Below are 18,180 nucleotides of genomic sequence, written 5' to 3' on the forward strand. Positions count from 1 at the left end.
TGACCATCTTCTCAGACCAGGAATATTCCCTAGATCAGGGCCTGAGTCGATGTGACGATCGTCATTCGTCCATTAGTCGGCAACTACACTGTGTGGCCAATCACCTCGATGCAGCGATTCGCTTCACGAAGACATTGACCCAATCAAGCGCCATTTCGAGCGTCTCCAGCACGTCCAGCCCCTCCGCCGCTTCCGCGTATAGCGTGCTCCATTGCTCCTCAGCAACAATCAATGGCGGCCAAGCGTGTTGCTGTCGATAATCGAAAAGACGAACGCAGGTTGCCGCGACCTGCACAAGGTCAAGGTCTTCGCTATTGGCGAGGAGTTGCAGGTCCACGAGGTCGCGCGCACGTTCGCTACCATTCGCGGAAACTGCATGCAGCTTTTGCGCAATTTGGTGATCGGCCCGCATCACTGACACCGGCTTGGGTGCCTCGAGTCCGACGTCGGTGAACATCGTGGCGAGATCGGTAGCGAGTCGAAACTCTGGCACTTCCGCGTCACCGATCTCGTTGTGACCCAGCTCAAACGAAACGGTGCACCATGGCCGCCCACGATAATCGAGCTTTACGTCGAAGGGCCGCATGACATACGCGGTTGGCACTGCTTGCGGTCGAGGTGCCTTCTTTTCGATCAATCGACCGGTGAACCCCGACCATCCTCGTGCCAAGGCTTCTTCAAAGTCACTTCGAAAGCGAGACAGCGTCTGCACTCGCGCGGCATCGAGATCACGGGTAAACCGAGTCTCCCGTCCGTAACGCAATGCCATCGCACTGCCCCCTTTAACCGCACCTTCCGGGAGAAGCTGACCGACTACCACTAGCGCCATGCTCACTCGGCGACGAAGTACCAGTCCTTCGTCGCCCTCAAGATTACGGAGACGCTGCTCCAACGACCGAACGCTCGCGGGCATGCTCGAATAGGTCATAGCTGCAACCCCTTGATTGTCTCTCGCCATTCGGTTGTCGTTAGCAAGCCAGCCGATCGTGCCTGCTTCGCAGCGACCAAGAGACGATCGTTCTCGATGCGTCCACCACATTCGAGAAGAGCATCAACAAGTGGTTGCGACTCAATCCCCTCATACATGAGGGTACGCACCTCATTTTTCACCCAAGTGAGATCGACGAAAGCCGGTAGCTTTGAACGAGCCCGCCGGGGAGTCGCGACCTGGATCTGTCGAGGATTCACATCGGCAAGTTCAAGCAACGCCAACACCGATTCTCCGTGAAGGTATGCTTCCGGCCCTACTCGCAGGAGAGCCTCGGCGAATTGATCGAATCGGGTCGGAGGGATGTCCGGTACGCGGTACAGCCCGTATACGACGTTTTGAAGCCCGCCTCGAGCAGCTAGTTTAGGTAGCTCAACTGCGGGGACTCCCGCGGCGACCGCGTCTCGCGTGGTGACATACCCGTACTGATCGAGCGCGATCTCGCGCACGATGTCCCGATACTTCAGATCTGCAGGCATGTCACAACACTACCGAAAACGGTAGAGTTGTGACACCAATTTCTATGCGGATTTACACATTAAACCTAAATTCCACCACATCTCCGTCTTGCATGACGTAGTCCTTGCCTTCCATGCGCACCTTGCCGGCGGCCTTCGCATCCTGCATCGAGCCCGCGGCCGAGAGGTCCTCGAAGGAGACAATTTCGGCCTTGATGAAGCCGCGCTCGAAGTCGGTGTGGATGACGCCCGCGGCCTGCGGGGCCTTGTCGCCCTTATTGATGGTCCACGCGCGGGCCTCCTTCGGGCCGGCGGTTAGGTAGGTCTGCAGTCCGAGCGTGTCGAAACCGACACGGGCGAGCTGGTCGAGACCCGACTCATCCTGACCGAGCGAGGCGAGCAGCTCCGCGGCCTCTTCCTTCGGAAGATCGATAAGCTCAGACTCGGTCTGCGCATCCAGGAACACGGCCTTCGCAGGCGCGACCAGCGCGGCAAGCTCCGCCAGCTTCGCCTCGTCCCCCAGCACATCCTCATCGATATTGAAGACGTAAATGAACGGCTTGGCCGAGAGCAGCCCAAGCTCACGAATCGGCTCGAGATCGAGCGCGGACGACGAGAGCAGCTTGCCCTCGTTCAGGATGTCGCGGGCGGCGTTCGCCGTGTCGAGCACGCTCGCGTCGATCCTCTTGCCCTTGAGTTCCTTCTCGTACCGCGGGATCGCCTTTTCCAGGGTCTGCAGGTCGGCGAGGATGAGCTCCGTGTTGATCGTCTCGAGGTCGCTCTTGGGCGAGACCTCGCCGTCGACGTGGACGACGTCGGGGTCGTTGAAGCCGCGCACGACCTGCGCGATCGCATCCGCCTCGCGGATGTTCGCGAGGAACTGGTTGCCGAGGCCCTCACCCTCAGAGGCGCCCTTCACGATGCCCGCGATGTCGACGAACGATACGGTCGCGGGCAGGATGCGCTCGGAGCCGAAGATCTCGGCGAGGCGCTCGAGGCGCTCGTCGGGCAGTTCCACGACACCGATATTCGGTTCAATCGTCGCGAACGGGTAATTCGCGGCGAGCACCGTGTTCTTGGTGAGCGCGTTAAAGAGGGTTGACTTGCCAACGTTCGGCAGACCGACGATTCCAATAGTAAGAGCCACGAGGAGCCAGTCTAGTCGCGTCTGAGGCTAACCGCCGTGATGTACAGATGGCGACCCAACCCGAAGCACGAACACGGCCGCCGAAATCACGGCGAACACGAGCAACGAGATGCCCATGAAGGGGCCAACCCGTCGACTCGTCGCGTGCTCGTCTGTTCGCAAGCGAAGCAGCAACACGAAGAGCCCGAGCGTCTGAATGAGTCCGAGAATCGCCATCGAGAGGTCTTGTAGCAGCAGCGCCATCGGGATGAAATGCACCGCGACGACGAGCGCGATCCACCAGGCGGTCCAGCGAGATAGCTCGCGAAACGCGAGAGCGATGGCTCCTGCTGCAGCCAGGAGCACCTCCGAGCCGACAAGTATTCCGTACAGGTGCCAGTTCCCATCCAGCGCACTTCCGTCCCGCCAGTGCAGGAAAACGGTGAAGCCGAATATCCCGGCGAACCCGAGGCCGAGAATCGAGCCAGCGCCGAGTTTCCAGCGGTTCGACGGCTCGGGGTCTTCCTGCGCCCAGCCGAGCCAGACCATTGTCATGAGCCCGAACCAGGCGATCGAGAACGCGTGGTCGCGAATAAATTCAGTGAGCATCCTTGCCACCTCCTCGGGCGCCCCCATTGCTGACAACACCCGTAGTGCCAGGCTACCGAGTCGAACCCTCTTTTGAACCGTCCCATGGTTGGTTGTCGGATGCTCATGACACCATGGGTGGTCATGCCAGTAGATTTCGTCGCGATCGACTTTGAGACCGCAAACCGCTCCCCCGCGTCTGCCTGCCAGGTGGGGCTACTGCGCGTGCGCGACGGTCAGCCGGTCGCGAGCGAGGAGTGGCTCATCCACCCTCCCCAGGGGCACGACGATTTCGCTCCCTTCAACGTAAGGCTGCATGGCATCGACGCCGCCATGGTCCGTGGTGCGGCCGACTGGCCCGAGACCCTTCGCCGCATCCTCGATTTCGTGCGGGATGACGTCCTGGTCGCACACAACGCACCCTTCGACATGGGCGTATTGGTTGCCGCGACACGCGCGTCGCGGCTTCCCATTCCGCAACTGCGCTATTTCTGTTCCCTCCGACTCGCCCGCCGCAACTATGTCCTGCCGTCGTACGCACTGCCGAAAGCATCCAAGGCCGCCGGATACAACCTCACCCGCCACCACGACGCGCTCGCTGACGCCGAGGCGTGCGCTGCGATCGTCGTTGACGTCGCTCACACCCGTGGTCGGCTTAACATTGAAGAGTTGAGCGACGCAACCGGCGTTCAAATTCGCAGTTTGCGACCGGCAGACCCACCGGCGCTCGATTCCCTCGTGGCAGGCGCCACGTTCTGACGCCACTCGATCAAGACCAGGAGACGCACCGTGGATACGCCCCGCTGGCAACAACTGCTCGCTCACCCCGACCAGATTGACCCCACGGGAGTGGATATCGAGGTCATCGCCGACGCTGGAGATGCGGCCTATCGGGCAGTGCTCAAGAGTTGGAATGCCCTTCGTCTTGGCGACGACCGCGACGCGCACACCTCGATCGCCTACGTCCTCGCGACCGCGTTCGACGACGTTCGCGGCCTCGAAGAAATCGCCGCGCAGTGGCCCGAGGCCTTCCCCCAGGAAATCGCCTGGCGGACGATGCTTGCGGAGCCCTCACCCCGACTGACCGAGGTCTTCGGCCCCAAGCTCATCGCCGAGCTGCGTCGCTGGCTCGAGTCGAACGGCAGTGAGCCGCTGCCGAAGGAGGCCGCCCGCGCGGCGCGACTGCTTCATCCAGACGACAATGGCGAGGTCTACCTCGAGCTCCGTCGAATGCTCGTTGCCAACGCGGAACCCGAAGAGCTCGACGCGGCCGAACGCGTCGCCGATGACCTCCTTATCGCCGCGGCTGCGGCTACCCCCGATCGTCTCGAGGTGCGGCAAACCGTCCTCGCATACTGGGGCGAGGAGCCACCACTCGACGAGGTCCCGACTGCCGAGCCAGACCCTGGCGAGTCCCCGGCCTCGTGGGATGCGACGTGCGAGCTGATCGCCCGCACCACCGCCCCATCGTTCGCGGACCGGGTCATCGCAATCGTGTTCGGCGATGACGAGTCGTGGAACGGGCCCGGCAGCGACGCTGATGCGCTCGTGCGCGCGCTCGGCTCGTCCACGGGCAGCACGGCGGATGCGAAACTCCTCGAGATCGCGAAGGCACAGGTCCCGATGTCGGGGCTCGCGGTGCGCACGCTCGCGGCCCGTCGACGACGGCTCGCGGGCGCCGAGCCCGAGATGATGGAGCGACTCAACACGATCGTTCGTGGGATGCGCGAGCACGGCATCTTGGACTCGACGCCAGGCCACCGCACGCGCCTCGCGCTCGCCAAGGAACGAACTGCTGATGAAGACCCGTTACGCACCGCGATGACCGTGGCGTCCGCGCTCGGCCGACCGACCGGCGACGAGCTCGCACCCGAATGGGCCGCGTTCGCCGGTTGGCTCGATACCGTCGAGCTCCCCGGTCCCACTCCGGTGCCCGCGGCGCCCGGACGGAGACCGGGAGAGGAACGCGGGCGACGCAGGCTTTTCGGCCGCCGGTAACGATCCGCCAAGCGCCCAGGTTCGGCATGCCGAGGCGGATGCGCCGAAAATGTCGGGGGCTCGTGCGACGCTACGCGCATGGACATCCTCTGGATTTTTCTCGCTCTGATCATCGGCCTCGCCGTCGGCGCCGTCGCGACGCTCTTGGTGCTTCGATCGAGAGTCGCGGCCGAGGCCGGGCGCGCTGACGTCGCCTCGGCCCGCGCCGACGAGCTCCGCGAGCAGCTTGAGCTGCAGCAGGGTCAACGCGCGAGTCAGGACCAGGTGCTGCGTGAGCTCGCCCCGGTTCGCGACGAGCTCACGAGGATGCGCAATGTCGTGCGGGAGATCGACCAGGAGCGCAACGAACTCAACGGGCGCATTTCCGAGCAGCTGCGCATCCAGGCCCAGTCGGATGCCGAGCTGCGCGCTTCCACCGACCAGCTGACGGCCGCGCTGCGCTCTAACACCGAGCGTGGCTCGTGGGGCGAGGCGCAGCTGCGCAACCTGATGGAATCGGCGGGGATGCTCGAGCGCGTCGATTTCGACGTGCAGCAGCAGTTCGCGGGTGAGGATGCTCGGCTCCGGCCGGATGCGATCGTTCACCTCCCCGGGGAGCACTCCCTCATCATCGATGCGAAGGCTCCAATGAACCGCTACCTCGAGGCGATGCAGCTCCCCTCGCCCGGCGACGAGGCCGATCAGCGGCGCCGGAAGCAGCTCCTCGCCGAGCACGCGCGCACCGTGCGAGGTCACGTGGATGCGCTGCGCACGCGCAACTACCCCGCGGCGGTCCCCGGTTCCCCACGACTCGTCATCGCATACCTGCCGAGCGAGTCGGCGCTCTCTGCGGCCGTCGCCGCTGACCCGATGCTTCTCGACTATGCCTTCGGGAAAGACGTCGCGCTCGCCTCCCCGGTGACGCTATGGGCGATCCTGCGCGGGGTCGCCGCGTCCTGGCAGCAGGAGCGCATCACCGACTCAGTCGAGGAGGTGCTTAGCCTGTCGTCGCAGCTCTACAACCGCCTCGGCACCGCCGCGAACCACCTCGCGAAGCTCGGCAAGCAGCTGCGCGGGTCGGTCGAGGCGTACGACAGTCTCGTCGGCTCGCTCGAGACCCGGGTGTTCCCGACCGCCCGAAAGCTCGGCCAGTTCGATGCATCCGCGAAGCCACTCCAGCAGAGCATCCAGGTGGAAATGACGCCTCGCCCGCTCAGCGCTCCGGAGTTCACGGATAAACTCGAAGCCGCCGAACGGGCGAGGGCGTAGTCGCGGGGCCTACTCGTCGTCGCGCAGCCACTTGTCGCTGCGGTGAACGGCCGTGACACGGCGGAATGTGCCCGAACGTGCTCGCAGCACGACCGAGTCGGTCGTGATCTGGTTGCGCTCACGGTTCACGCCGCGCACAAGGCCACCATCGGTGACGCCGGTGCAGACGAAGAACGTGTTGTCAGTGCGCACGAGGTCGTCCTGCGTCAGCACGCGGTCGAGGTCGTGCCCGGCGTTGATCGCGTTCGAGCGCTCCTCGTCGTTGCGCGGGTGGAGGCGGCCCTGCATGACGCCGTCGAGACCCTTGATCGCGCACGCCGTGATGATGCCCTCAGGGGTGCCACCGATACCGACGCACATGTCGATGCGACCGGTCTCGAGTGCGGCGTTGATGCCACCGGCGACGTCGCCGTCGAGCATCAGTTCGGTGCCGGCACCCGATGCGCGAACGTCGGCGATGAGCTGCTCGTGGCGGGGGCGGTCGAGGATCGCGACGTTCATGTCCTCGATGTCCTTGCCGAGGGCCTTCGCGAGGTCTCGGATGTTGTCGCCGATCGGGCGCTCGAGGTCGATGATGCCCTTACCGGCGGGACCGGTGACGATCTTGTCCATGTAGAACACCTCTTTGGGGTTGTACATGGTTCCGCGGTCAGCAACCGCGATCACGCTGAGCGCGTTCTGGCGGCCAGCTGCGGTGAGGCTCGTGCCGTCAATCGGGTCGACCGCGATGTCGCACAGCGGTCCGCGACCGTTACCCACGATTTCGCCGTTGAACAACATGGGCGCCTCGTCCTTTTCGCCCTCGCCGATTACGACCTCGCCCTGGAACTCGACGGTCGCAAGGAACTTACGCATCGCATCCACGGCGGCGCCATCGGCGGCATTCTTGTTGCCGCGACCGATCCAAGGAACAGCGCGAATCGCAGCCGCCTCTGTGGCGCGGACGAGCTCCATGGCGAGGTTACGGTCAGGGTGCTCGATCAGTTCCGGCTGGTGCGCGGCTGAGTCAATGGCTTCGGTCACGTTGAACCCTTTCGACGTTGTTCATCTATGTCCTCCAGCCTATTCGGTAGCGCTCGGGAATCGGTGAACGAGCCTCGATAGACTGCGCATGTCGTCCGATACAGAGGAGCAACTATGCCAATTGCAACGCCCGACCAGTACGCGGAAATGCTGAACCGCGCAAAAGAAAACGGTTTCGCCTACCCCGCCATCAACGTATCCAGCTCGCAGACGGTCAACGCCGTCCTCCAGGGACTCACCGAGGCAGGCTCGGACGGCATCATCCAGGTGACCACCGGTGGCGCCGACTACTTCGCTGGTCAGACTCGCACGGCACGCGCATCCGGTGCCCTCGCCATGGCGGCGTTCGTGACCGAGGTTGCGAAGAACTACCCGATCACGGTCGCGCTGCACACCGACCACTGCCCGAAGAACGCGCTCGACACCTTCGTCCTGCCGCTGATCGAGGCCTCCGAGGAAGCCGTCAAGCGCGGCGGCGAGCCGATCTTCCAGTCGCACATGTGGGATGGCTCGGCCGTGCCGCTCGAGGAGAACCTGCAGATCGCCAAGGAATTGCTCCCCCGCATCAAGAACAACAACCAGATCCTCGAGGTCGAGATTGGTGTTGTCGGTGGTGAAGAGGACGGCGTTGTCGGCGACATGAACGACAAGCTCTACACCGACCTCGAGGACGCGATTGCGACCGTCGAAGCCCTCGGTCTCGGCGAGCAGGGGCGCTACATGGCCGCGCTAACCTTTGGCAACGTGCACGGTGTCTACAAGCCCGGCAACGTGAAGCTCCGCCCCGAGATCCTCGCGGACATCCAGGCGGGCCTCGCCGAGAAGTACGGCACCGCCCCGAAGCCGCTCGACCTCGTCTTCCACGGTGGTTCGGGTTCGAGCGACGAGGAAATCGCGACCGCGGTCGCGAACGGCGTCATCAAGATGAACATCGACACCGACACGCAGTACGCATACTCGCGTTCGGTCGCCGACACCGTCCTCAAGAACTACGACGGCTTCCTCAAGATCGACGGCGAGGTCGGCAACAAGAAGGTCTACGACCCCCGCTCGTGGGGCAAGAAGGCCGAGACGGCCATGGCCGCTCGCGTCATCGAGGCCACGCAGCAGCTCGGTTCGCACGGCCAGTCGCAGTCCATCTAGTGTCACAACAGGATCCATCCGGGCCTCGGGGCAACGCTCCGGGGCCCGGCCCCGTTCTCTCCCCCGAAGAGATCCGCAAGATTCGGCTGCGCAGCGACCGGATGATCGGCATCATGCTCTTCATCATCGGTGGCTTCGCGACGGTCGTGCACATGGCGACCCTCCTGCCGGATGCGCTAGCACAGCAGGCGGCGCTCGCCTTCGAGGCCTACGGGCTGGGCGACTATCACCGCGCCGCAGGTCTCGAGGACTTCGCGTGGGTCGGCATCGTTCTGCATCCGCTGAACTACGGGGTGTGGCTGTACGTCGCGCTCAAGCGCTGGCAGAAGAAGAAGTACGGCAGCTGGTGCGCGTTCGCGGGCGCCGGTGTCGCGCTCATCATCAGCATGACGGTCATGGTGATCGCGTTTGCGATGCATCCCGAGATCCTCGCGTGGGTTGAAAGCGGCTCCCCGATGCCGACGCCGACCCCAGCTCCGACTCCGTAGCCCTAGGTGCGGATGCGGCCGCCGAGCGCGCGATCGTCGTCGCCGAGGTCCTGGCGCAGCTCCTTCGGGAGCGAGAACATGAGGTCCTCGACCGCCGTCTCGACCTCCTCGATGTCCGAGTACCCGGCGGTTGCGAGGGCCGCGAGCGTCTCCTGCACAAGCACCTCCGGCACGGATGCACCCGAGGTCACGCCGATCGACGCGACGCCATCGAGCCACTCCTGGCGGATCTCGTCGGCGAAGTCGATTCGGTATGCGGCCTTCGCGCCGTACTGCAGCGCAACTTCGACGAGCCGCACCGAGTTCGAAGAGTTCGCCGAGCCCACCACGATCACGAGATCCGCCTCAGCCGCAATGTTCTTTATCGCAGCCTGCCGGTTCGTGGTGGCGTAGCAAATATCGTCCGACGGCGGATCCTGCAGGTTCGGGAACCGCGCCCGGAGCCGGTTCACCGTCTCCATCGTCTCGTCGACCGACAGGGTGGTTTGTGAGAGCCACACCACGTTGTCCGGATCGTCGACCGCGACGGTATCGGCTTCATCCGGGTTGTTGACGATGGTGACGCGCTCGCCGGCATGGCCAGCGGTCCCTTCAACTTCCTCGTGGCCGTCGTGGCCGATCAGCAGGATGTGTTGGCCCTTTTTCGCGAACCGCGTCGCCTCCCGATGCACCTTTGTGACAAGCGGACAGGTTGCGTCTATCGTCTGCAACTCGCGCTCGGCGGCCGCATCCTTGACCATCGGCGAGACGCCGTGGGCCGAAAACACGAGGTGCGATCCCTCGGGGACCTCGTCGACCTCCTCCACGAAAATCGCCCCGCGAGCTTCAAGCTCGCTCACCACGTGCTTGTTGTGGACGATCTGTTTACGCACATAAACCGGCGCGCCGTACCGTTCGAGCGCTTTATCCACAGCCACGACCGCTCGGTCGACGCCGGCACAGTATCCTCGAGGGGCGGCCAATAACACGCGCTTGGGACCGTCTACAGGACGATTCTCGAGTACCACCGCGGGTCGTGGCACCCGCGGCGTGGGCAGAAGCACTACGGGGTCAGTCACCCCGCTAGCCTACGTCAGTCGTCCGCAGGAATGACCGTCACTACCAGCCACAGATCAGGGAATGGGATGCACATGGCAGCGCCGTCGAGCCCCGAACAGCCGTTTCAGGTGAGCTTTATCTCGCAATCCGTGCGCGAGTGGGTGGGCAGGCTTGGCGCCGCGTGGATCGAGGGCGAGCTCACGAGCTACGACGTCCGCGGCGGCCACGCGTACGCGAAGCTGCGCGACCTCAACGAGGATGCATCCGTATCCCTCACCATGTGGCGCAGCGTCCGCGAGCGCCTCGACGGCGAGTTCAAAAAGGGCGATCGCGTCATCGTGAACGCAAAGCCCGACTTCTGGGTCAAGGGCGGCACGCTCTCCTTCCAGGTCTACGACATGCGCCAGGCCGGCGTCGGCACCCTCCTCGAGCAGCTCGAGAAGCTGCGTCGAAAGCTTACGGCCGAGGGCCTCTTCGCACCCGAGTTGAAGAAGCCCCTCCCGTTCCTCCCGCAGAAGATCGGCCTCATCACCGGACGCGAGTCGGATGCCGAAAAGGATGTGCGCCGCAACGCAGAGCTGCGGTGGCCAGCGGTCGAGTTCCGCACCATCCACACGCGCGTCCAGGGCGACAACACCGTGCCCGAAGTCATCGCCGCGATCCAGGCACTCGACGCCGACCCCGAGGTCGACGTCATCATCATCGCCCGCGGCGGCGGGGACTTCCTGCACCTGCTGCCGTTTTCCGATGAGGCGCTCGTGCGCGCCGCCGCGAGCGCGCACACGCCCATCGTCAGCGCGATCGGACACGAGGCCGACCGCCCGCTGCTCGACGAGGTGGCAGACCTGCGCGCATCCACCCCGACGGATGCGGCGAAGCGCGTCGTCCCTGACGTTGCTGAGCAGCTGAACCTCGTCGAGCAGGCCCGCGCGCGCATCCGCCGTAACGTCACCGAGAAGATCAGGGTCGAGACCCAATACTTCGAGTCGCTGCGTAGCCGCCCAGCTATCGCCAACCCGGTCTGGATGGTCGACCAGCGTGGTGAGGACCTCATGCGGCTGACGGCGCGGGGCGTGGAGCTCGTCGAGCGGCGGCTCGATTATGCCGCCGACGTGACGAAGAGTCTGCGCCTGCGCCTGAACTCGCTCTCCCCGCTCGGCACCCTGCAGCGCGGCTACTCGATCGTCGAAAAGATCGAGGAAGGCAGCGCCAGCGTCGTCACCGCGACCGACCAGGTCGCCCCCAACACCAAGCTCAGTATCCGAGTCACCGATGGACGAATCGAGGCAACCGTAGAATGAACTCCATGGCAGCATCCGAAACCCCCGCATCCCGCCCCGTCGAGGAGCTGAGTTTCGAGGAGGCTCGCGACGAACTCGCGGGCATTGTGCAGGCTCTCGAGCAGGGCTCGCAGACTCTCGAGACGTCGCTCCAGCTGTGGGAGCGGGGCGAGGCCCTCGCCGCCCGCTGTGAGCAGTGGCTCAAGGGTGCACGCGAGCGGCTCGAGCGAGCTCGCGAACAGCAATCATCACCGGCCGAATCGGCCGACAAGGAGTAAGAGAACTTGGCTAAGCGCCCTAAGAAACCCGCAGTCGTCGCCGAGCTCGGTCGCCCCGAGACCCCGGAGGAGACCGCGGCCCGCAAGGCGGAGAGCTCTCGCCTGTATCGCGCGCGGAAGACGATCAACAACCTCGCCGCAGCGCTCGGAGTCTCACTCCTCGCCGTGGCGGTGATCGTGTTTATGGTGCCGCGCGACGACTCCGAGAAGCTCCGCGACGTCGATTTCCACCAGGTCGCGAGCGAGGCACAGCCGGGGTACGAGGTCGAGCTGCTGAACCCGGAGGTACCGTCGAACTGGCAGTCGAACCAGGCCGAAATTCGTCACGGTGCCGACGGTGTCTCCGAGTGGTACATCGGCTTCATGCTGCTCGACGGGGACCAGGCAACCGAGTTTGTCGGCCTCAGCCAGGGCATCAACGCGAACGACACGTGGACCTACGAGAAGGTCGATCGCCGCAGCCCAACCGGATCGATTTCGATCGATGGCAACGAGTGGATTGAGTACGACTACACCGACCTGCCGACGACTGAGGCGGGGAACACTCGCTACTCGCTGGTACGCGAGGATGCGGGGTCGACCATCGTGCTCTACGGCTCGCACACCGCCGAAGCCGTGCAGGAGCTCGCTTCCCGCATCCAGTAGGTCCACGATCCCGGAGCAGGCGCGCGAAGCGAGCCGTATCGACGGGTAGCTGACGGTTCGATACACGGCTGCACCGCACTCACCGACCGCAATGAGAAACCGCGGTGGTCACTTCGTGACCACCGCGGTTTTTCATGTGCCGAAACCTAGAGGTTCGGGCTCGTCATCTTGAGGACGTCGAGCTTCGCGTCGAGGTCAGCCTCGGTGATCTCGCCGCGCTCGACGAAACCGAGGTCGATCACGGCCTGGCGAACAGTGATCTTGTTCGCAACGGCGTGCTTCGCGACCTTCGCGGCCGACTCGTAGCCGATCACGCGGTTGAGCGGGGTCACGATCGACGGCGAGGACTCGGCGAGTTCGCGAGCGCGCTCGACGTTCGCCTCGAGGCCATCGATGGTCTTCTCCGCGAGGACCTTCGAAGAGTTCGCGAGCAGGCGGATCGACTCGAGCAGCGCGGTACCCATGAGCGGGATCTGCACGTTCAGCTCGAACGCGCCGGATGCGCCACCGAAGGCAATCGCAGCGTCGTTACCGATGATGCGCGAGCAAACCATGAGCACGGCCTCGGGAACGACCGGGTTGACCTTACCCGGCATGATCGACGAGCCCGGCTGGAGGTCCGGGAGCGCAATCTCGCCGAGACCCGTGTTCGGGCCCGAGCCCATCCACCGGATGTCGTTGTTGATCTTGACGAGCGACACGGCGATGGTGCGCAGCGCACCCGAGGCCTCGACAAGGCCGTCACGAGCCGACTGTGCCTCGAAGTGGTCTGCGGCCTCGTGCAGGGGCAGGCCCGTGTTCTGCGCGAGCTCGGCGATGACCTGCTCCGAAAAACCCTTGGGCGTGTTGATGCCGGTACCCGTCGCGGTACCACCGAGCGGCACTTCGGCGACACGCTCGATCGTCGCGTTGACGCGGTCGATGCCGAGGCGGATCTGGCGAGCGTAGCCGCCGAACTCCTGGCCGAGGGTGACCGGGGTCGCATCCATGAGGTGGGTACGACCCGACTTCACGACCGTCTTCCAGGCGTCGGCCTTGGCCTCGAGCGAGGTCGCGAGCTGGTCCAGGGCCGGGATGAGGTCTTCGAGTAGCGCGCCGGTCACGGCAACGTGGACCGAGGTCGGGAAGACGTCGTTCGACGACTGCGATGCGTTCACGTGGTCGTTCGGGTGAACCGTCTCGCCGAGCGACTCGGTCGCGATGTGGGCGATGACCTCGTTGGTGTTCATGTTGGAGGAGGTTCCGGAACCGGTCTGGTAGACGTCGATCGGGAACTGGTCGAGGTGCTGACCCGCAACGATCTCTTCGGCTGCGGCGACGATGGCCTTCGAGCGGCCCTCGTCGATGATGCCGAGTTTCGCGTTCACGATCGCGGCCGCGCGCTTGATCTGTGCGAGAGCAATGATCTGGCGGTCCTCGAGCCCCTGGCCCGAGATGGGGAAGTTTTCGACTGCACGCTGCGTCTGCGCCGCATACAGGGCGTTCTTCGGAACGCGAACCTCGCCCATAGTGTCGTGTTCAATGCGGAACTCGGAATCCTGATTTTCCACCACTGTGAAACCTTTCGATGAGGGGATGCGGATCCCCACCAGGTTACGCGAAATAGCCAGCCCAGTAGCCGAGCAGCAGGAAGGGCCCGAACGGGATCTTCGTTCCGCGACGCCGGTGGCGGATGAGCGTGACCGCCGCGACAATGCCTCCCGAGATGATCGCCACCAGCGCGGCGAGGAGGGCGGCCTCAATGGCGAGCAGCCCCAGGCCGACTCCCAGCGGGAAGAGCAACTTGACATCGCCCATCCCGAGCCAACCCGTGAGCGCGCCGAGAAACGCGATTGCAAACGCGACGAGACCGCAGACGAGCGCCGCGGCAGGGAACGTGCCGTCGAGTAGCCATGCCGTGACGAGGCCAATCGCGGCGATGCCCCAACCCGGCATGACGATGCGGTTGGGCAGACGGTGCTCGGTGATGTCGGCGTGCATGAGCTGCGGGGTCACGAGCGCGACCCAGCAGGCGACGAAGACGGCGGCAAACAACTCCACCCGGCACACGCTAGCGACTTGCGTGAACCGGGCGGAGAGTTATTCACATGCTTCGATGGGCGGCCGCCTACACGATGTTGTAGTCCTCGAGCAGGTCGGTGACGAGCGCGGCGATATCGCTACGCTCTGAGCGCGCGAGGGTGATGTGCCCGAACAGCTCGTGTCCCTTGAGCGTCTCGATGACGGATGCAATGCCATCGTGGCGACCGACGCGCAGGTTGTCGCGCTGGGCCACGTCGTGGGTCAGCACGACGCGGGAGTTGATGCCGATGCGCGAAAGCATCGTCAGCAGCACGTTGCGCTCGAGCGACTGCGCCTCGTCCACGATCACATACGCGTCGTGCAGCGAGCGCCCGCGGATGTGCGTAAGTGGCAGGATCTCGATGATGTCGCGATCCATGACCTCGTCGATCACGTTGTCCGACACGATCGAGCTGAGGGTGTCGAAGACCGCTTGGCCCCACGGGTTCATCTTCTCGTCCTGGTCGCCCGGCAGGTAGCCCAGTTCCTGCCCACCAACCGCGTAGAGCGGGCGGAAGATCATGATCTTCCGGTGCAGGCGACGCTCGAGCACACTCTCGAGACCTGCGGCGAGCGCAAGCGCCGACTTACCGGTACCCGCACGGCCGCCAAGCGAGACGATGCCCACGGTCGGGTCGAGCAGGAGGTCGATCGCGAGGCGCTGCTCGGCGGAGCGGCCGTGCACACCAAACACCTCGCGGTCGCCGCGAACGAGGCGCACCGTTTCCGGGGCGATCACGCGGCCCAGCGCCGAGCCACGCTCGGACTGGATCACGAGCGAGGTGTTCACGGGCAGCCCGTCCACCGCGAAGGTCTCGAGCTGTTCGTTGTCGTAAAGCTCAGCCATCTCGTCGGCTGCGAGGCTAACCTGGGCGTAGCCGGTGTAGCCAGCGTCGACCGCGAGTTCGTGCCGATACTCGTCGGCGTCGAGGCCGATCGAGGATGCCTTGATGCGCATCGGAAGGTCCTTCGACACCACCGTGACACTGTTGCCCTCGGCCTTGAGGTTGGCTGCGACGGCGAGGATTCGCGAGTCGTTGTCGCCAAGCTGCATGCCTCGCGGGAGCACCTCCTGATTCGAGTGGTTCAGCTCGACGCGGAGGGTGCCTCCCTCGTCGCCGACCGGCACGGGGTCAGAGAGCTGACCGTGCTTGACGCGGAGCTTGTCGAGCAGACGCAGCGCCTGGCGCGCGAAGTAGCCGATCTCAGGATCGTGGCGCTTCTTCTCCAATTCGATGACGACGGTGATCGGCAACACCACTTCGTGTTCCTCAAACCGATAAATGGCCCGCGGGTCACTCAACAAAACGGAGGTATCGAGTACGTAAACCACCAGATCAGTTGGGGTTTCCGTCGATACCTCCGAATTGGAAGACTGCAGCGGATTTTGGATGCTTGTGCTTGTCACGACGCTCGCGCTCCTCTCGATCGAAACATAGTTGTTTCGATGCGAGCAACGTAACGCTCATCCACTCCCCGAACGCTGTACGGAAGGCGGTGTTACCGAAGATTAACCCCGCGTTTAGGCACTCTCAGGTGCCAGTGTGACTGATGTGAAAAGAGTTAATCAGTGAGGGCGAAAAACACGCCAAACCCTCATCCACCACTTGAGGTCGACACGCTGAACCGCGCCGGTCGGCGTGTCAGAGCGTGCTGCGTGTCGGACAGTGCTGCGTGTCGGACATTGCCGCGCGCCAAACAGACTTGCTTGTCGAAGTACCTACTGGCCGTACCGACGCGATCGACTCGCGTAATCGCGCAACGCGCGCAAGAAATCGACCTCGCGCAGGTCCGGGCCAAGCGCCTCCACGAAGTAAAACTCCGAGTGCGCCGATTGCCACAGCATGAAGTCGCTCAGCCGCTGTTCTCCCGATGTACGGATCACGAGGTCCGGATCGGGTTGACCGCCGGTGTACAGGTGCTCCCCGATCAGCTCAGGCGTGAGGATTTCAGCGAGTTCCTCGAGCGACCCACCCTTATCCGCGTGCGAGCGCACGATGCTGCGCATCGCATCCACAATCTCTTTGCGGCCGCCGTAGCCAACCGCGAGGTTCACGTGCGGCCCACTCCCCGCACTCGTGTCTTGGGAGATTTCCTCGAGCGTCTCCGCAAGCGCCGGGTCGAGTCCCTCCGTCGAACCGACGTGCTGGACCTGCCAGCGCTCGTTACTCGCCAGGTCGCGGGCGAGTTCCGCGATGATTCCCATGAGGTCCTTGAGTTCTTCCGGCGTGCGTCCCCGTAGATTGTCCTGCGACAGCAGGTACAGGGTGACCGTGCCTATCCCGGCCCGATCGCACCAGGAAATGAACTCGATCATCTTCGCGGCGCCCGCGCGATGCCCGGCCGCCGCATCCTGCAGCCCAAGCTGTTTCGCCCAGCGTCGGTTGCCGTCAATGATCATCGCCACGTGCTGTGGGCGTGCGTGCGTCCGCTGCAAGGAACGCCAAAGGTTCCGCGCATAGAGCTTGTAGAGCCACGCGGGAGCGCGGAAACTCAGTCGACGCCTCACTCGGGTGACCTACTTCCCGGCTTTCGGTGGTCGGGAGCCGCTCTCGCCGGCACCGGCATCCTGAGTGCCGTTTACCCCAGAGGAATCCGCACGGGTATCCCGGCCATCCGCCGACGCAGCGGCCGCCGCATCCTCGGCCGCCGCCTCCGCCTCGAGCTGCTCGCGAATCGCCCACCGCTCCTGCACACGCGCCGAGCGGCGCATGAGGCTCATCGCGATGAGCCCCACCGCGACAAAGAGGAACACCGTCGCAAAGAAGCCGATCGGCCCCGGGGTCACGTCATTGGGGTCGAACGATTCCTCGGGCGTCGGGGTTGGCGTCACCGAAGCGAGCCAAATCATCCCGCGCTCGAGCGCGGCCACATCAAGGAGCTGCAATTAGTTGATCCCTTCGAGTTTCACTCCGGCGAACAGGTCGGTCTCCGGAAGCTGCGTCGGTACCCGGCTCTCGACGAGCTCGTACGCGTCGTACGGATACGCGACCAATTCGAGGTCGCGCGGGTAACCGAAGAAGAATTCGTTGTCCGGGGCCACCTGGCTCGCGTGCGCGCGCAGCGCGTCGTCGCGCTGGTTCAGGTACTTGGAGATCTCGATCTTGGTGGTCCGCTTGCGGTGCTGCTGCATCATCCGAGTCAGCGCCATTTCCATGCGGTCCTTGAGGTGCTCGAGCTCCGGGTGATCCTTGAGGTGGTCGAGCATCGACTTCGCGCGCTCGTCGTTCATCGTGCGATCGAAGTAGAGCTTCTGCGGGGTCCAGGGCGCGCCCAATTCGGGGTACAGGTCGCTCCCTGCTTGTTCCCACGCGAGCATCGACACCTCGTGGGTGCGGATGTGGTCAGGATGCGGGTATCCGCCGGTTTCGTCGTAGGTGACGAGCACGTGGGGCTGGAACTCGCGGATGAGCTGCACGAGCGGCCGCACGCTCACCTCGACGGGAATCGCGGCGAAGGATCCGGCGGGCAGCGAACCGTCCTCTCGCGCCATACCGGAGTCGCGGTAGCCGAGCCAGCGGTGCTCGATGCCAAGTACGCGCTGCGCCTCTGCCATCTCGACACGCCGCAGCCCAGGCAGGTCTCTCTCGGCGTGCGCGCGCGACGGGATGGCCGTGTTCAGCACATCCCCCGCCTCGCCGCCGGTGCAGCTCACGACCATGACCTCGTCGCCACGGTCTTCATAGGCCGCATACGTACCCGCCCCCTTGCTCGATTCATCGTCGGGATGCGCGTGAACGGCGAGAAGTCGAAAACTCATCGAGTACTCCTGTCGGGGCGGGCCAAATCGCTCGGCTTGATCGTGACTCAGATACGCT

20 protein-coding genes are annotated in these 18,180 nt (G+C 64.3%); 8 read left to right on the top strand and 12 right to left on the bottom strand.

Annotated features, from left to right (window positions below):
- Positions 1–100 precede the first annotated feature (100 nt).
- From GMOLON4_RS07015 to GMOLON4_RS07030, 4 genes are read right to left on the bottom strand one after another with little or no spacing between them, the layout of a single operon-like run.
- Positions 101–928, bottom strand: a complete 828-nt coding sequence (locus GMOLON4_RS07015; RefSeq protein WP_026936339.1) for a nucleotidyl transferase AbiEii/AbiGii toxin family protein — start codon at positions 926–928, stop codon at positions 101–103.
- The gene (locus GMOLON4_RS07020; protein ID WP_026936338.1) at positions 925–1,467 is read right to left on the bottom strand and encodes a type IV toxin-antitoxin system AbiEi family antitoxin domain-containing protein; all 543 of its coding nucleotides are present in this window, start codon (positions 1,465–1,467) and stop codon (positions 925–927) included. Before GMOLON4_RS07020 ends, GMOLON4_RS07015 begins: the two co-directional genes overlap by 4 nt.
- Positions 1,468–1,519: 52 nt before the next feature.
- Positions 1,520–2,593, bottom strand: coding sequence for a redox-regulated ATPase YchF (gene ychF, locus GMOLON4_RS07025; RefSeq protein ID WP_026936337.1), 1,074 nt, complete (start codon positions 2,591–2,593; stop codon positions 1,520–1,522).
- 27 nt (positions 2,594–2,620) lie between these two features.
- Positions 2,621–3,181, bottom strand: a complete 561-nt coding sequence (locus GMOLON4_RS07030) for a hypothetical protein (RefSeq protein ID WP_026936336.1) — start codon at positions 3,179–3,181, stop codon at positions 2,621–2,623.
- 123 nt (positions 3,182–3,304) lie between these two features.
- On the opposite strand from GMOLON4_RS07030, the gene GMOLON4_RS07035 reads away from it, so the two are divergent.
- The 3 genes from GMOLON4_RS07035 to rmuC all read left to right on the top strand — a co-directional run bounded on the left by GMOLON4_RS07035 (position 3,305) and on the right by rmuC (position 6,406).
- Positions 3,305–3,919 carry an exonuclease domain-containing protein gene (locus GMOLON4_RS07035; RefSeq protein WP_026936335.1) on the top strand — a complete coding sequence of 205 codons (615 nt, stop codon included), beginning with the start codon at positions 3,305–3,307 and terminating at the stop codon, positions 3,917–3,919.
- A 30-nt stretch (positions 3,920–3,949) separates the two neighbouring features.
- Complete coding sequence (locus GMOLON4_RS07040) at positions 3,950–5,158, top strand: hypothetical protein (protein ID WP_026936334.1); 1,209 nt, start codon at positions 3,950–3,952, stop codon at positions 5,156–5,158.
- Positions 5,159–5,236: 78 nt separating this feature from the next.
- A complete protein-coding gene (gene rmuC / locus GMOLON4_RS07045; RefSeq protein ID WP_051266421.1) occupies positions 5,237–6,406 on the top strand; it encodes a DNA recombination protein RmuC in 1,170 nt (389 codons plus the stop codon).
- A 9-nt stretch (positions 6,407–6,415) separates the two neighbouring features.
- Here rmuC and glpX read toward each other — a convergent pair whose 3' ends face one another.
- Positions 6,416–7,360, bottom strand: a complete 945-nt coding sequence (gene glpX / locus GMOLON4_RS07050; RefSeq protein WP_051266448.1) for a class II fructose-bisphosphatase — start codon at positions 7,358–7,360, stop codon at positions 6,416–6,418.
- Between the two features lie 183 nt (positions 7,361–7,543).
- Between glpX and fbaA the strand changes: the two genes are divergently transcribed.
- A complete protein-coding gene (gene fbaA / locus GMOLON4_RS07055) occupies positions 7,544–8,572 on the top strand; it encodes a class II fructose-bisphosphate aldolase (protein ID WP_026936332.1) in 1,029 nt (342 codons plus the stop codon).
- Positions 8,572–9,060 carry a DUF6264 family protein gene (locus tag GMOLON4_RS07060; protein ID WP_146137467.1) on the top strand — a complete coding sequence of 163 codons (489 nt, stop codon included), beginning with the start codon at positions 8,572–8,574 and terminating at the stop codon, positions 9,058–9,060. Before fbaA ends, GMOLON4_RS07060 begins: the two co-directional genes overlap by 1 nt.
- Positions 9,061–9,062: 2 nt before the next feature.
- Here the strand turns inward: GMOLON4_RS07060 and GMOLON4_RS07065 are convergent, their stop codons facing one another.
- A complete protein-coding gene (locus GMOLON4_RS07065) occupies positions 9,063–10,097 on the bottom strand; it encodes a 4-hydroxy-3-methylbut-2-enyl diphosphate reductase (RefSeq protein WP_245575382.1) in 1,035 nt (344 codons plus the stop codon).
- A gap of 93 nt (positions 10,098–10,190) precedes the next feature.
- Between GMOLON4_RS07065 and xseA the strand changes: the two genes are divergently transcribed.
- From xseA to GMOLON4_RS07080, 3 genes are read left to right on the top strand one after another with little or no spacing between them, the layout of a single operon-like run.
- Entirely contained in the window at positions 10,191–11,399 is a 1,209-nt protein-coding gene (xseA, locus tag GMOLON4_RS07070) for an exodeoxyribonuclease VII large subunit (RefSeq protein ID WP_026936328.1), read from the top strand.
- 5 nt (positions 11,400–11,404) lie between these two features.
- Positions 11,405–11,656: an exodeoxyribonuclease VII small subunit gene (locus tag GMOLON4_RS07075; protein ID WP_026936327.1), complete on the top strand. Its 252-nt coding sequence runs from the start codon at positions 11,405–11,407 to the stop codon at positions 11,654–11,656.
- Between the two features lie 6 nt (positions 11,657–11,662).
- Positions 11,663–12,301 carry a DUF4245 family protein gene (locus tag GMOLON4_RS07080; RefSeq protein ID WP_026936326.1) on the top strand — a complete coding sequence of 213 codons (639 nt, stop codon included), beginning with the start codon at positions 11,663–11,665 and terminating at the stop codon, positions 12,299–12,301.
- 146 nt (positions 12,302–12,447) lie between these two features.
- Here the strand turns inward: GMOLON4_RS07080 and GMOLON4_RS07085 are convergent, their stop codons facing one another.
- The 6 genes from GMOLON4_RS07085 to mca form a co-directional block, all read right to left on the bottom strand.
- The gene (locus GMOLON4_RS07085) at positions 12,448–13,809 is read right to left on the bottom strand and encodes a class II fumarate hydratase (RefSeq protein WP_051266445.1); all 1,362 of its coding nucleotides are present in this window, start codon (positions 13,807–13,809) and stop codon (positions 12,448–12,450) included.
- A gap of 85 nt (positions 13,810–13,894) precedes the next feature.
- The gene (locus tag GMOLON4_RS07090) at positions 13,895–14,341 is read right to left on the bottom strand and encodes a prepilin peptidase (RefSeq protein WP_051266417.1); all 447 of its coding nucleotides are present in this window, start codon (positions 14,339–14,341) and stop codon (positions 13,895–13,897) included.
- Positions 14,342–14,408: 67 nt separating this feature from the next.
- The gene (locus tag GMOLON4_RS07095) at positions 14,409–15,743 is read right to left on the bottom strand and encodes a PhoH family protein (protein WP_051266443.1); all 1,335 of its coding nucleotides are present in this window, start codon (positions 15,741–15,743) and stop codon (positions 14,409–14,411) included.
- Between the two features lie 339 nt (positions 15,744–16,082).
- A complete protein-coding gene (locus GMOLON4_RS07100) occupies positions 16,083–16,871 on the bottom strand; it encodes an isoprenyl transferase (RefSeq protein ID WP_084147377.1) in 789 nt (262 codons plus the stop codon).
- A 9-nt stretch (positions 16,872–16,880) separates the two neighbouring features.
- On the bottom strand, positions 16,881–17,249 hold the full coding sequence (locus tag GMOLON4_RS07105; RefSeq protein WP_051266415.1) for a hypothetical protein: 369 nt from the start codon (positions 17,247–17,249) through the stop codon (positions 16,881–16,883).
- Entirely contained in the window at positions 17,250–18,122 is an 873-nt protein-coding gene (gene mca, locus GMOLON4_RS07110; RefSeq protein WP_026936322.1) for a mycothiol conjugate amidase Mca, read from the bottom strand.
- Positions 18,123–18,180 lie beyond the last annotated feature (58 nt).

Source organism: Gulosibacter molinativorax, assembly GCF_003010915.2.
Classification (GTDB): Bacteria; Actinomycetota; Actinomycetes; order Actinomycetales; family Microbacteriaceae; genus Gulosibacter; species Gulosibacter molinativorax.

Coding starts and splice junctions, on each gene's coding strand:
- GMOLON4_RS07015 (WP_026936339.1), bottom strand. CDS start 928: ATGACCTATTCGAGCATGCCCGCGAGCGTTCGGTCGTTGGAGCAGCGT.
- GMOLON4_RS07020 (WP_026936338.1), bottom strand. CDS start 1,467: ATGCCTGCAGATCTGAAGTATCGGGACATCGTGCGCGAGATCGCGCTC.
- GMOLON4_RS07030 (WP_026936336.1), bottom strand. CDS start 3,181: ATGCTCACTGAATTTATTCGCGACCACGCGTTCTCGATCGCCTGGTTC.
- GMOLON4_RS07035 (WP_026936335.1), top strand. CDS start 3,305: ATGCCAGTAGATTTCGTCGCGATCGACTTTGAGACCGCAAACCGCTCC.
- rmuC (WP_051266421.1), top strand. CDS start 5,237: ATGGACATCCTCTGGATTTTTCTCGCTCTGATCATCGGCCTCGCCGTC.
- glpX (WP_051266448.1), bottom strand. CDS start 7,360: ATGGAGCTCGTCCGCGCCACAGAGGCGGCTGCGATTCGCGCTGTTCCT.
- fbaA (WP_026936332.1), top strand. CDS start 7,544: ATGCCAATTGCAACGCCCGACCAGTACGCGGAAATGCTGAACCGCGCA.
- xseA (WP_026936328.1), top strand. CDS start 10,191: ATGGCAGCGCCGTCGAGCCCCGAACAGCCGTTTCAGGTGAGCTTTATC.
- GMOLON4_RS07075 (WP_026936327.1), top strand. CDS start 11,405: ATGGCAGCATCCGAAACCCCCGCATCCCGCCCCGTCGAGGAGCTGAGT.
- GMOLON4_RS07085 (WP_051266445.1), bottom strand. CDS start 13,809: ATGGGCGAGGTTCGCGTTCCGAAGAACGCCCTGTATGCGGCGCAGACG.
- mca (WP_026936322.1), bottom strand. CDS start 18,122: ATGAGTTTTCGACTTCTCGCCGTTCACGCGCATCCCGACGATGAATCG.